Here is a 12,815-nt window from a genome sequence, read left to right as displayed (position 1 = left end):
AAGAGTTTTCGCTGCAGCTACCCGCGACGCGGGTGTCAAGCGGCCGCCTCCGCGGCCAGCGGGTTGGCGGCGGCGTGCAGCCAGGCGCGCACCGCGGCGGTGTCGTGCAGGCGATAGCGCGCCGCCGTCGACGTGCGTTCGCCCACCACCACGCTCAGGCCCTGGCGCGCATTGACCAGGTCGAAGCCGTGCTCATCGGTGAGGTCGTCGCCGAGGAAGACCGGAAAGCGGCCGCGCATCGGCGGCTTGTCCAACAGCGCGGCGATGGCATCGCCTTTGTCGTGTCCGTCGGGGCGCAGTTCCAGGACGTCGTGGCCGCGTTGCAGGCGGTAGCCGGGCATCAGGGTGAGCGCCCAGTGCGCGAATTCGATGAAGGGCTCTTCCGCCGCCGGCGCGGCGCGCCAATGCAGGGCCAGGGTGATGCCCTTGTCCTCGATCAGGGAACCGGGAAACTTCGCCGCCAGTTCGATCGCCGCCGTTTGCACCGTCTTTCGCTCGACCGGCGCGTGGTGGACCACCGGGCCGTCGCGCGTCTGCAGGCCATGCAATCCGATCGCCGTCAGCCGCAAGGGACTGAAGAGCAGGTCCAGCGTCTCGATGCGGCGGCCGCTCACCAGCGCGACCGCGCCGTCCAGCGCGTCCTGCAGCCGCGCCAGGTCGTCCACGAGCTGTTGCGGCACGTACACGGCGTCGGGCGAAGCCGCGAAGTCGATCAGCGTGCCGTCGACATCGAGGAAGAGAGCCCAGTCACGCGCGGGCGGGGGAGGGGGCGGCAGGCGGGCGGGGTCTGCGCTCATGGTTCGCCATTGTGCTGAGCGATATGTAAGCGTCAGGTGCATGGCCCGCCGGCCGGCGCTTGAAAGCGCGTTCCACGGCCGCATTTCCGGGACATTGCGGCGTTCGCCGCCCCCAGAGTGATCCCGAGGTTCCCCATGCGGATGGACAAGCTCACATCGCGCTTCCAGCAGGCCCTGAGCGATGCGCAATCGCTCGCCGTCGGTCGCGACCACAGCGTCATCGAACCAGCGCACCTGCTGACCGCGTTGCTCGATCAGAGCGGCGGCAGCACGCGCCCCTTGCTGGCCCAGGCCGGCGTCAACGTGCCGCTGCTGCGCGAGCGCCTGGGTGAAGCGCTGGAGAAGCTGCCGAAGGTGACGGGCCAAGCGGGCAACGTCAGCGTCGGCAACGACCTGATGCGCCTGCTCAACCTCACCGACAAGTACGCGCAGCAGCGTGGCGATGCCTTCATCGCCAGCGAGTTGTTCGTACTGGCCGCGCTCGATGACGGCGGCGAGGTGGGCCGTGCGCTCAAGGCCGCCGGCGCCAGCAAGCAGAAGCTCGAAGCCGCGATCGAAAAACTTCGCGGCGGCGAGACCGTGCAGTCGGAAAACGCAGAAGACCAGCGGCAGGCGCTGGACAAGTACACCATCGACCTCACCGCGCGCGCGGAGAGCGGCAAGCTCGATCCGGTCATCGGCCGCGACGAGGAGATCCGTCGCACCGTGCAGGTGCTGCAACGCCGGACCAAGAACAACCCGGTGCTGATCGGCGAACCCGGCGTGGGCAAGACCGCGATCGTGGAAGGCCTCGCCCAGCGCATCGTCAACGGCGAAGTCCCCGAAGGCCTGCGCGGCAAGCGCGTGCTCTCGCTCGACATGGGCGCGCTGATCGCCGGCGCCAAGTTCCGCGGCGAATTCGAAGAGCGCCTGAAGGGCGTGCTCAACGATCTGGCCAAGAACGAAGGCCAGGTCATCCTCTTCATCGACGAGTTGCACACTATGGTCGGCGCCGGCAAGGCCGAGGGCGCGATGGACGCGGGCAATATGCTCAAGCCCGCGCTGGCCCGCGGCGAGCTGCACTGCATCGGCGCGACCACGCTGGACGAATACCGCAAATACGTAGAGAAGGACGCCGCACTCGAACGCCGCTTCCAGAAGGTCTTCGTCGGCGAGCCGAGCGTCGAGGACACCATCGCGATCCTGCGCGGCCTGAAGGAGAAGTACGCCGTGCACCACGGCGTGGAGATCACCGATCCGGCGATCGTCGCCGCGGCCACGCTTTCGCACCGCTACATCGCCGACCGCCAGTTGCCAGACAAGGCCATCGACCTTATGGACGAGGCCGCGTCGCGCATCCGCATGGAGATCGACTCCAAGCCGGAGGAGCTCGACCGCAAGGAACGCCGCCTGATCCAGCTCAAGATCCAGCGCGAGGCCTTGAAGAAGGAAAAGGACGAAGCCTCCAAGCAGCGCCTCGCGGACCTGGAAGGCGAGATCGCCCGGCTCGAACGCGAGTTCAACGACCTGGAAGAAGTGTGGAAGGCCGAGAAGGCCACCCTGCAGGGCGCGACCAAGATCAAGGAACAGATCGAGCAGGCCAAGCTCGATCTCGAAGCCGCGCAGCGCAAACAGGACTTCGCCCGCATGAGCGAGATCCAGTACGGCACGCTGCCGGAGCTGGACAAGCAGCTCAAGGCTGCGCAGGAAGCCGAGACCAAGGGCTTCACGCTGCTCCAGGACAAGGTCACCGCGGAGGAAATCGCCGAGGTGGTGGCGCGCTGGACCGGCATTCCGGTCAGCAAGATGCTCGAAGGCGAGCGCGAGAAACTGCTGAAGATGGAAGACGCGCTGCACGCGCGCGTGGTCGGCCAGGACGAGGCGATCAAGGTCGTCTCCGATGCGGTGCGGCGTTCGCGCGCGGGCCTGTCCGATCCAAACCGGCCATCGGGTTCGTTCCTGTTCCTCGGCCCCACCGGCGTGGGCAAGACCGAGCTGAGCAAGGCGCTGGCCGAGTTCCTGTTCGACAGCGGCGACGCGATGGTCCGCATCGACATGAGCGAGTTCATGGAGAAGCACTCGGTGAGCCGCCTGGTCGGCGCGCCTCCGGGCTACGTCGGCTATGAAGAAGGCGGTTATCTCACCGAAGCGGTGCGTCGCCGTCCCTACAGCGTGATCCTGCTCGACGAGGTGGAGAAGGCGCATCCGGACGTGTTCAACATTCTCCTGCAGGTGCTGGACGACGGCCGCCTCACCGACGGGCAGGGCCGCACGGTCGACTTCCGCAACACCGTGATCATCATGACCTCGAATCTGGGCAGCCAGATGATCCAGGACATGGCCGGCGACGACTCACCGGAGGCCTACACGCAGATGAAGGCCGCGGTGATGGGCGTGGTGCAGGCGCACTTCCGTCCGGAGTTCATCAATCGCCTCGACGACATCGTCGTGTTCCATCCGCTGGACAAGGCGCAGATCCGCGAGATCGCGCGCATCCAGCTGCGTGGACTGGAGAAGCGGCTGAGCGAGCGCGGCCTGAAGCTGTCGCTGTCCGACGCCGCACTGACGCTGCTGGGCAACGTCGGCTTCGATCCAGTCTACGGTGCGCGTCCGCTCAAGCGCGCCGTGCAGCAGCAACTGGAGAATCCGCTGGCGCAACGCATCCTCGCCGGCGAGTTCAATGCCGGCGATACGGTGCAGGTCGATGCGGCGGGTGGGCAGTTGGTGTTTCACAAGGCTTAGTCAGCAGAAGGCTCCTCTTCTCCCCGCATGCGGGGAGAAGATGCCCGCAGGGCAGATGAGGGGGGGCGAGCGCAGCGAGTTGCCCTTGACTTCGAACAAGCAACAGCAGCTCGCTCCGCTCGCGCCCCTCACCCGCCCTTCGGGCACCCTCTCCCCGCACGCGGGGAGAGGGAAGATTGCGGCAACCTGTTAAACTCCGCGCCGCCTGAGGTGACCGCCGGCTTGGCCGGCGGTTGAAACGGGAATCCGGTGCGCCCCGCGTCTGGTCGACGCGCAAGCAATTCCGGAGCTGCCCCCGCAACGGTAAGTGTTGAGCCAGGATGGCTCGGGACCGGCGAATGCCACTGTGCGCACTGCACGGGAAGGCGCCGCTCCCGGACGCGAACGAGCGTCCACGCACGAGCCCGGAGACCGGCCACAGGCCTGACCCGACATGCGGTGGGCTATGTCGCGGGGGCCTCGCTTTGCGTCGCGTCTCGCACTCCTTCCGCCTGTCTCCAACCCGACATCACGCGCGGGCAGGCGCGTTCCAAGGAGTTCCCATGCAGCACCGCAATTCCCGTTCCCTCCGCCGCTCGCCGCTGGCGGCCGGCCTTCTGTGCGCGCTTCTGGCCGGTACGGCCACTTCGGCGTTCGCCGCCGACGGTTCCACTCAGGCGACCGATGTCGACGACGTGATCGTCACCGCGTCGCGCACCGCGCAGACGCAGGACGCCACGCTGGCTTCGGTCAGTGTCATTACCCGTGAGGACATCGATCGTCTGCAGCCGGCCTCGCTGCCGGATCTGCTGCGCGGCCAGGCGGGCCTGACGATCACCAACAACGGCGGCATGGGCAAGGAAAGCTCGGTGTTCCTGCGCGGCGCCGAGTCCGACCAAACCATCGTGCTGGTCGACGGCATCAAGATCGGTTCGGCGACGCTGGGCAAGGCGGCGCTGCAGGACATTCCGGTCGACCAGATCGAGCGCATCGAAATCGTGCGCGGCCCGTATTCGAGCCTGTACGGTTCGGAGGCCATCGGCGGCGTGATCCAGATCTTCACCCGGCGTCCGCGTGGTGCGTTCTCGCCCAACTTCAGCTTCGCCGTCGGTAGCCACAAGACCGCGCGCATGGCCGCCGGTCTCGGTGGTCGCGGCGAAAAGGGCTGGTACTCGGTCAATGCGGCGCACGAGCGCACCGATGGCATCGACAGCTGCCGCGGCGCGGGTTTCCCGATCTTCGCCGGCTGCTTCACCGTCGAGCCCGACAAGGACGCCTACCGCAACACCTCGCTCTCGCTGCAGGGCGGCTACACCTTCAACCAGCAGTGGGATGCCGAAGCGCGGCTCATGCGCGCCGAAGGCCGCAACGAATACGACGGCGATTTCCAGAACCGCTCCAGCGTGGTCGAGCAGGTCGCCAGCGCGCGCGTGCGCTATCGGCCGACGCAGGCGCTTACGCTGACGCTCAATGGCGGCGAGAGCACTGATCAAAGCGACGACTACAAGGATGCGACTTCGACCGGCTACGTCGACACGCATCGCAGCCAGGGCTCGCTGCAGGCCGACATCGCCACGGGCGGTGGCGTGTTCACCGTGGGCTTCGACTGGCTGCGCGATCGAATCGACAGCGCCACGCCGTACGTCGACATCACCACGGGTAACGTGATCACGCAGCGCATCAACCATGCCGTCTTCGGCCAGTGGCAGCAGACGTTCGGTGCGCATTCGTTGCAACTGAGCGTGCGTCGCGACGAGAACGACCAGTTCGGCGGCAAGACCACCGGCGCCGCGCTGTGGGGCTGGGACCTGAGCGATACGCTGCGCGTCACCGCCAGCTACGGCACCGCGTACAAGGCGCCGTCGTTCAACGAACTGTACTTCCCGTTCTTCGGCGATCCGACGCTGCAGCCGGAAACCTCGCGCAGCTTCGAGCTGGGCCTGCGCGGACAGCAGGAATGGGGCAACTGGTCGGTCAACGCGTTCCAGACCCACAGCAAGGACCTGATCGGCTACGACCCGACGCCGCGCGCCGGGCTGCCGTTCGGTGGCGCCAACAACATCGACAGTGCGCGTATCCGCGGTGTCGAAGTCACTGGTGAAACCACGCTGGCCGGCTGGGACCTGCACGGCAGCGCCACCTGGCTGGATCCGCGCGACGATGAAGGCCAGGATATCGACAACCTCCTGCCGCGCCGTGCGCGCCAGTCCGCGCGCGTCGACGCCGACCGCCGCTTCGGCGATTTCAGCGTGGGCGCCAGCGTTTCGGCGCAGGGCTATCGCTACGACGATCCGGCCAACACGCGTCGCATGGGCGGCTATGCCACCACCGACCTGCGCGTGGGCTATGCGCTGACGCCGGCGTGGACGCTGCAGCTCAATGCCGACAACGTGTTCGACAAGACGTACGAAACGGCGGCGTTCTACAACCAGCCGGGCCGCACGTATCTGCTGAGCGTGCGTTACCGGCCGGTGGAGTAAAGGCTTACGAGGGTTCCGAACGCGCCTGCGAGAGTGCCTCCAGGCGCGCTTCGAGTTCCGCGACCCGCGCTTCCAACTCGCTGACGCGATCGGCCAGGCCGCCGCGCGCTCCCGTCGTCGCAACGTCCTGCGTGCTGGCGTCGACTTCAGGTTCGCCGCACAGCAGGTGCGCGTAACGATCGCCGCGTTGTCCGCTTTGCCGCGGTAACACGGTGGTCAGGCCGCGGCTGGTCAGCCGTTCCAGGGCATGCACCACGTCATCCGCGGACTCGAACTTCGCCATGCGTTCGCTGCGCGACATCAGTTCGTGCGCGGTCTGCGGCCCGCGCAGCATCAGCAGGCCTAGCAGGGCGCATTGCGGTTGCGTGAGCTGCAATACCCGCTCCACGCGATGCGCGTAGCGCTCGGCGCGGGAGGAGTGCTGCGACTTCACCCAGCCCTTCGGCTCCAGATGCCGCAGGGCCTGCGCGACCTCGTCCGCCTCCAGCTCCATCATCGGTTCGCGCGCAGTCTTCTGGTTGCAGGCGAGGACGACGGCGTTGAGCGTGAGCGGGTAAGCATCGGGCGTGGTCGCTTCCTTCTCGATCAGCGAGCCCAGGATGCGGACATCGATCGGGGTGAGTTGCGGTTGGTAGGGGGTTTCGTCCGCCATGTCGTGCGTCCTCGAATGCGTCTTTCGATAATCAGGTAGTGGCCGGCGGCAGATGCCTGCCGGCGCGATACGGCGGCGTCGCCATCACCATCTCGGCGAAGCTGTGCGCGAGTTCGCGTTCGGCCATGACCGTCGCGTCCGCGCCGTGTTCGAGCAGGTGCCGGACCTCCTTGTCGCTATGGCCGCGCGCCACGATGCTCAGACCGGGATTCACCTTGCGCAGGCTGGCGATGATCTCGCCGGCCTCCAGGGCATTGGGAATCGCGAGCAGCGCCATGTGCGCGCGTTCCGGCGCCGCTTCGCGCAGCACCGCGGGATTGACCGCGTTGCCGCGGACCGCCGGCAGGCCGTCTGCGCGCGCGCGCTCCACCAGATTGTCCTCGCCATCGATGACCACGAGCGGCACGTGATGCTCGCGCAGGACGCGTGCGAGTTCGCGGCCGACGCGGCCATAACCGACCAGGATCACATGGTCGCGGATGCCGGGTGGCACCGGCGCTTCGCGGTCGCGCTGCTCGCGCGTACGCCGCGCTTCGGCGGCGGTGCGGCGATCCAGCCAGGTCATCAACACCGGATTGAAGGTGATCGACAGCAGCGCGCCGGCGAGGATCAGGTCCTGCCCGGCGGTCGGCAGCACCTTCAGCTGCACGCCCAGGCTGGCGAGGATGAAAGAGAACTCGCCGATCTGCGATAGCGAGATCGCCAGCAGCAGCGAAGTCGGTCCGTTCTTGCCCAGCAGGCGCGCCACCGTCCATGCCGCCAGGCCGTTGCCCACCACCACGATGGCGAACGTCGCCAGGACCTGCAGCGGCCGTTCGACCAGGATGGTGGGGTTGAACAGCATGCCGACCGAAACGAAGAACAGCACCGCGAACGCGTCGCGCAGCGGCAGCGTCTCGGTGGCGGCCTGATGGCTGAATTCGGATTCGTTGAGCAGCAGGCCGGCGAAGAACGCACCCAGGGCGAAGGACACGCCGAACAATTCCGCCGAACCGAAGGCGACACCCAGGGCGATCGCCAGCACGCATAGCGTGAACAGCTCGCGCGAACCGGTGCCGGCGACGCGTTCGAGGATCCACGGCACCAGGCGACGTCCGACCAGCAGCATCACTGCGATGAAAGCGCCGACCTTGAACAGGGTCGTGATCAGGGTGGCGAGCACGGCGACGCGATCGCCGCCTTCACCCTGCAGCATGCCCGCCAGCGGCGGCAGCAGCACCAGCACCAGGACCATCACCAGGTCTTCGACAATCAGCCAGCCCACGGCGATGCGGCCGCGCGTGGTGTCGAGCAGGCGCCGTTCTTCCAGTGCGCGCAGCACCACCACGGTGCTGGCGACCGACAGAGCGAGCCCGAAGACGATGCCGGCGCCATGGCCCCAGCCGAACCACTGGGTCAGGCCCCACCCCAGCAGCGAGACGAATACGATCTGCGCGATGGCGCCGGGCAGGGCGATCGACTTCACGTCGAGCAGGTCGCGCAGCGAGAAGTGCAGGCCGACGCCGAACATCAGCAGGATCACGCCGATCTCGGCCAACTGCGGCGCCAGCGTCTGGTCGCCGACGAAGCCGGGCGTAAACGGCCCGGCGATGATCCCGGCGACCAGGTAGCCCACCAGCGGCGACAGCCGCAGGCGCTGCGCCAGCGCGCCGAAGATGAAGGCCAGGCCGAAGCCCGCGACGAGAATGGCGATGAGCGACGTGTGGTGCATTCAGTCCGCTTGAAAGTCCGCTTGAACAGAGGGGTGCCGGATCGCTTCCTTCTCTCCGCGCCGCGGGGAGAAGGTGCCCGGAGGGCGGATGAGGGGTGCGCGGCGAAGCCGCGCGATCTGCCATGGAGCTCTAAAGGCGCGGCAGCCTCGCCCGTCCCCGTACAATACAGCCATGATCGCTTTCCGTGATTTCGCCCTGCGCCGGGGCGAACGCCTCCTGTTGTCCAACGTCGACCTGGCCCTGCACGCCGGCTGGCGTGTGGGCGTGATCGGCCGCAATGGCACCGGCAAGTCCTCGCTGTTTGCGGCGATCCAGGGCGAAGTCGAGGCCGACCGCGGCGACATCGACGTACCCGCGCGCGTGCGCATCGCCAGCGTCGCGCAGGAAACGCCTGCGCTGGACGATGCCGCGCTGGACTTCGTGCTTTCCGGCGACGCCGCCGTGCACGCGGTGCTGCAGGCCGAGCGCGCGGCGATGGAGCGCGAGGACTGGGAAGCCGTCGCCGAGGCGCACCACAAGCTGGAAGAACTCGGCGGCTACGACGCCACCGCGCGCGCCGGCAAGTTGCTGCACGGCCTGGGTTTCACCGCGGACACGCACGAGCGCGCGGTGAAGGAATTCTCCGGTGGCTGGCGCGTGCGCCTGAACCTGGCGCGCGCGCTGATGACGCCGAGCGACCTGCTGCTGCTCGACGAACCCACCAACCACCTCGACCTCGACGCCGTGCTGTGGCTCGAACAGTGGCTGTTGAAATATCCGGGAACGCTGTTGCTGATTTCGCACGACCGCGAATTCCTCGACGGCGTGTCCACGCACACGCTGCACCTGCACGAAGGCAAGGCCAAGCTCTACACCGGCGACTACACCGCGTTCGAGCGCCAGCGCGCCGAGCAACTGCGCCAGCAACAGATCGCGCACGAGAAAGAACAGGCCGAGCGCGCGCATCTGCAGAGCTTCATCGACCGCTTCAAGGCCAAGGCGAGCAAGGCCAAGCAGGCGCAGAGCCGCATGAAGCGCCTGGCCAAACTGGCCGGGACCGAGGCGGTGCGTATCGAGCGCTCCTTGCGCATCGATTTCCCCGCCCCGGCGAAACTGCCGCATGCGTTGCTGCGGCTGATGCATGCCGACTGCGGTTACGGCGACCACACGGTGTTGAATCAGATCGGCTTCATCCTCGAAGCCGGCGACCGTGTCGCCTTGCTCGGCCCCAACGGTGCCGGCAAGTCGACGCTGGTGAAGTCGCTGGTTGGTGAAATTCCGCTGCTCGAAGGCGAGCGCGGCGGCCATCCCGATCTGCGCATCGGCTACTTCGCCCAGCACACGGTGGAATCGCTACACGAAGGCCGCAGCCCGATCGATCACCTCGGCGACATCGCGCCGGGCGTGTCCACGCAGCAGCTGCGCGATTTTCTCGGCAAGTGGAATTTCCCCGGCGACCGCGCCTTCGAATCGGTCGACGGCTTCTCCGGCGGCGAACGCGCGCGCCTGGCGCTGGCGCTGATCGCGTGGCGCCAACCCAACGTGCTGCTGCTCGACGAACCGACCAACCACCTCGACCTCGACATGCGCGAGGCCCTGGCCGAAGCGCTGAGCGATTTCGACGGCGCGATCGTGCTGGTCTCGCACGACCGGCATCTGATCGGCTTGGTTTGCGACACGTTCTGGCGTGTGGCCGATGGCGTCGCCCAACCCTTCGATGGCGACCTCGATGCGTATGCGGTGTGGCTGCGCACGCGCGAGAGCAGCGAGGGCAAGGCCAAGGCGCCGGCGAAGGCCGCACCGGCGCCGGCTACCGCCGCCGCGAGCAAAAAGAAGCCGCCCAATCCGCACAAGCTGGCCGAGGCCGAGGCGCGCGTGGCCGAGCTGGAATCGAAACTCCACGCCGTCGACATGGACCTGGCCGATCCGGATGTGTATGCGGACGGCGGGACCAATGCCGCGGAGCTGTCGCGCAAGCGCGATACGATCGCTGCCGAACTGGGGACGGCGGAATCGGAACTGCTGGCGCTCTATGAAACGGCGTGAGTCGTGATGCAATAATCGACCGAATGGGGAACGGCCCGAGCGCGGGTCGTATGAAGGGGGCAGCGTGAAGGCATGGAAGGCGCCGGCAACGGCGATCGTTATCGTGGCGTTGGCGGCGACCGCACTTGCGGCGCCATTCTGGAAAGAAGTGGCATTGCGACATGCGAGGAAAGCGGGATGGACTCCGTCCCTTTCCTCGGCGGCGGCAGCAATAGCATCCCCTGCAGAGCCGAAGAACGGCGCGCAGCCGCTTTCCGTGCCGATGGAGCTGACCCTGGCGGGCGAGGTCTATGGCGTCGCCGAGGGCGCGCCGATCTCGGCCACGGTGTACGTGAACGACCGTGCCTTCAGCGCCAGCGTGGTCGGCAAGCAGTACACCGCTGCGATCAAGGCCCTGAGCGCCGGTGACATGGTCAGCGTCGAGGTCGTATCGCCGAAGGTGCACTACCGCGCGATCCTGGGAACCTACCGCAAGCTCAAGCGTTTCAACGGCGGCGACCGTCGCGTCGATCTGGCTGAGTATCCCGCGCTGCAGGTGTCGCCGATCAGCACCGCTACTGCGTTGCTGGTGAGTCGTGTGCTCGGCCACGAGGCGAGGACGGACGTCGAGTTCGACCGCGCGACGCGCGCGCTTGGGCCCCGTATTAGCCGTGGCTCGTCGTACCTGGTGTCTGACCTGACCACGATGGCCAAGGTTCTGTACGACATCGCGCTCGGCAACATGGTGCTTCCGTCCGGTTACGGCGATGGCTATGCCTTCGTCCAGGACCAGGCGGCTTACAGCGCCTATCTGGGCGGCTACGACATGGTGGCCGACTCGTCCCGGAACTATTCCTTCGACCAGGCCGATTACGTGCGATTGCGCTCGCTGTCGGAGATTCCGTCGACGCTGTTGCTGACGACGGGATGGCCACAGGGCAATGTGCCCACGGGTATTCTCGCGACACAGTTGCTGGTGAGAGTGGGCGGCAACCGGTACGAGATGCACGGCATGCAGGGCATGCAGAATGTGGTCGGCTTCGACACGTTGACGCCGGTAGAGCTTTACGACCTCTCCATAACCGCGTCGGGGGAGCTGCGCCTGGAGGCGGTCAATCCCGTGTCGGCGGAAGGCTATTCCGAATCCAGCGGGCTCGTTCGACGCCTGGTCACCGGATACACGTTGCGCCGGTTGACCATCGGCGATCAATTCAGTCTGTGGGCAAGCCGCGTGGAGTGGACCGACAGCCTGGTCTATAACCCGACGCAGCCCCCGGTCAGTGGTACTTCCACACAGGTATGGGTGGCTTCCGACCTTGACCAGATGACCAATGCCACGGCCTGGAATGGCCTGCAGGGGCGCCGCGCGCTGCCGTGGTTCTGCGTCAAACCGCTGGCGAATCGTCCGGAAACCGCGCTTGCGGCCTGCGAGTGGCCGCAGTACCGGTTCGATGCGGGCGGCACCGGCATGACCGAAGACGTCGGATCGAAAGTCGACAATCGGATGCAGCCGCAGCCGGGCGGCTGGGGCGTTTCGTTCTCCTGGGCGATCGATGCCAAGGGCCGGCTTCGAGTCGTGGGACCCGGTGTCGAAACATTGTTCTGGAACATCGAGGCTGGCGACGAGGCGGCGGATGTAGTCGTCTATCTGGCGCGCAGCGCATCCAGCAATCCGGCCGAACAGAGCATGGTGGGAGTGGCCCTGTCCATTTCGGGCGATTACCTGCCGTTCTCGTCGAACCAGGCGATCGGCAACTGGGAACTCGGATCGTCCGTGGCCCAGCCGTTCGAGTACCCGGCTGCGACGCCGATCTATGTGCTTCAGCGCCTCGGCGACGGAACCGGCAAGGACTACACCAACGTCAACGGTATCAATGACACGCCATACATCAGCAACTGGCGGGTCACCGGTGAGCGCATATTCGATACGCGCTATCGCGCCAAGTTCTACGACGGTACGTCGCGCTACGTACAGAGCTGCGAGCAAGCCTTTGCGACAGGCGCGACCGGATGCGCGATCTACCGCGTACGCTACTTCCGGCCATTGATGAGGATTGGCCAGCGCTTGTACGGCATCCAGGAGTATTCCAGCCAGGCGAGCCCCATCTATTACCCGCAGGGCTACACCGGCACATACGACAATGTGGTGCGGTCCGGCGGTGCGATCTACTACGAATGTGTTGATGGCGCTTGCTTGACGGCCGTCCCTGCCGCGAGCCAGGCCTCGCTGTCGCCCGTGAGTCCAACTGATCAGGCCTCACCAGGGACGCGCCCCAAATTCGTCTCTCCCTCCATCTCCGATCTGCTCCTGCGAGCGCAACGCCTGCGGCCCTAGTTTCGGCCGCAGACTGAACGGCCTTCACGAGCGCGCCCCGCTGCATTCGAACCAGCAGCGGGTCGCCCAGGGTTGATTTGGCGGCAGACATCCCCAGAATGCTGCAGCCCGCCACGGGCCGTCCCTGCGATTCCG

At 66.7% G+C, this 12,815-nt stretch carries 7 protein-coding genes and 1 riboswitch; of the genes, 4 read left to right on the top strand and 3 right to left on the bottom strand.

The features are described 5' to 3' along the window. Nucleotides 1–35 precede the first annotated feature (35 nt). Nucleotides 36–797: a trehalose-phosphatase gene (otsB, locus tag ACYVJ8_RS09470; RefSeq protein WP_460711695.1), complete on the bottom strand. Its 762-nt coding sequence runs from the start codon at nt 795–797 to the stop codon at nt 36–38. Nucleotides 798–932: 135 nt separating this feature from the next. Here otsB and clpB point away from each other — a divergent pair, with 135 nt between their 5' ends. Both clpB and btuB read left to right on the top strand, forming a co-directional pair. Beyond that, nucleotides 933–3,518 (top strand): ATP-dependent chaperone ClpB, encoded by a 2,586-nt coding sequence (gene clpB / locus ACYVJ8_RS09465; protein WP_460711693.1) that lies wholly within the window; start codon nt 933–935, stop codon nt 3,516–3,518. 191 nt (nt 3,519–3,709) lie between these two features. Next, nucleotides 3,710–3,952, top strand: a riboswitch (cobalamin riboswitch). Nucleotides 3,953–4,060: 108 nt separating this feature from the next. After that, nucleotides 4,061–5,977 (top strand): TonB-dependent vitamin B12 receptor, encoded by a 1,917-nt coding sequence (gene btuB / locus ACYVJ8_RS09460; protein WP_460711691.1) that lies wholly within the window; start codon nt 4,061–4,063, stop codon nt 5,975–5,977. A gap of 4 nt (nt 5,978–5,981) precedes the next feature. Here the strand turns inward: btuB and ACYVJ8_RS09455 are convergent, their stop codons facing one another. Further along, a complete protein-coding gene (locus tag ACYVJ8_RS09455; RefSeq protein WP_460711689.1) occupies nt 5,982–6,629 on the bottom strand; it encodes a YceH family protein in 648 nt (215 codons plus the stop codon). Between the two features lie 31 nt (nt 6,630–6,660). Beyond that, complete coding sequence (ybaL, locus tag ACYVJ8_RS09450; RefSeq protein WP_460711687.1) at nt 6,661–8,340, bottom strand: YbaL family putative K(+) efflux transporter; 1,680 nt, start codon at nt 8,338–8,340, stop codon at nt 6,661–6,663. Nucleotides 8,341–8,512: 172 nt separating this feature from the next. Between ybaL and ACYVJ8_RS09445 the strand changes: the two genes are divergently transcribed. Together ACYVJ8_RS09445 and ACYVJ8_RS09440 are read left to right on the top strand one after the other, a co-directional pair. After that, entirely contained in the window at nt 8,513–10,366 is a 1,854-nt protein-coding gene (locus ACYVJ8_RS09445) for an ABC-F family ATP-binding cassette domain-containing protein (RefSeq protein ID WP_460711685.1), read from the top strand. A gap of 64 nt (nt 10,367–10,430) precedes the next feature. Beyond that, entirely contained in the window at nt 10,431–12,680 is a 2,250-nt protein-coding gene (locus ACYVJ8_RS09440) for a hypothetical protein (RefSeq protein ID WP_460711683.1), read from the top strand. Nucleotides 12,681–12,815: the final 135 nt, after the last annotated feature.

The sequence above is a fragment of the Lysobacter terrae genome (assembly GCF_054782215.1).
Note: the sequence above shows the minus strand (reverse complement) of the source record. Positions and strands in the feature narration are given on the sequence as shown.

Excerpts from the sequence above, each read along its gene's own strand:
- otsB (WP_460711695.1), bottom strand. The coding sequence starts at position 797 with ATGAGCGCAGACCCCGCCCGCCTGCCGCCCCCTCCCCCGCCCGCGCGT.
- clpB (WP_460711693.1), top strand. The coding sequence starts at position 933 with ATGCGGATGGACAAGCTCACATCGCGCTTCCAGCAGGCCCTGAGCGAT.
- btuB (WP_460711691.1), top strand. The coding sequence starts at position 4,061 with ATGCAGCACCGCAATTCCCGTTCCCTCCGCCGCTCGCCGCTGGCGGCC.
- ACYVJ8_RS09455 (WP_460711689.1), bottom strand. The coding sequence starts at position 6,629 with ATGGCGGACGAAACCCCCTACCAACCGCAACTCACCCCGATCGATGTC.
- ybaL (WP_460711687.1), bottom strand. The coding sequence starts at position 8,340 with ATGCACCACACGTCGCTCATCGCCATTCTCGTCGCGGGCTTCGGCCTG.
- ACYVJ8_RS09445 (WP_460711685.1), top strand. The coding sequence starts at position 8,513 with ATGATCGCTTTCCGTGATTTCGCCCTGCGCCGGGGCGAACGCCTCCTG.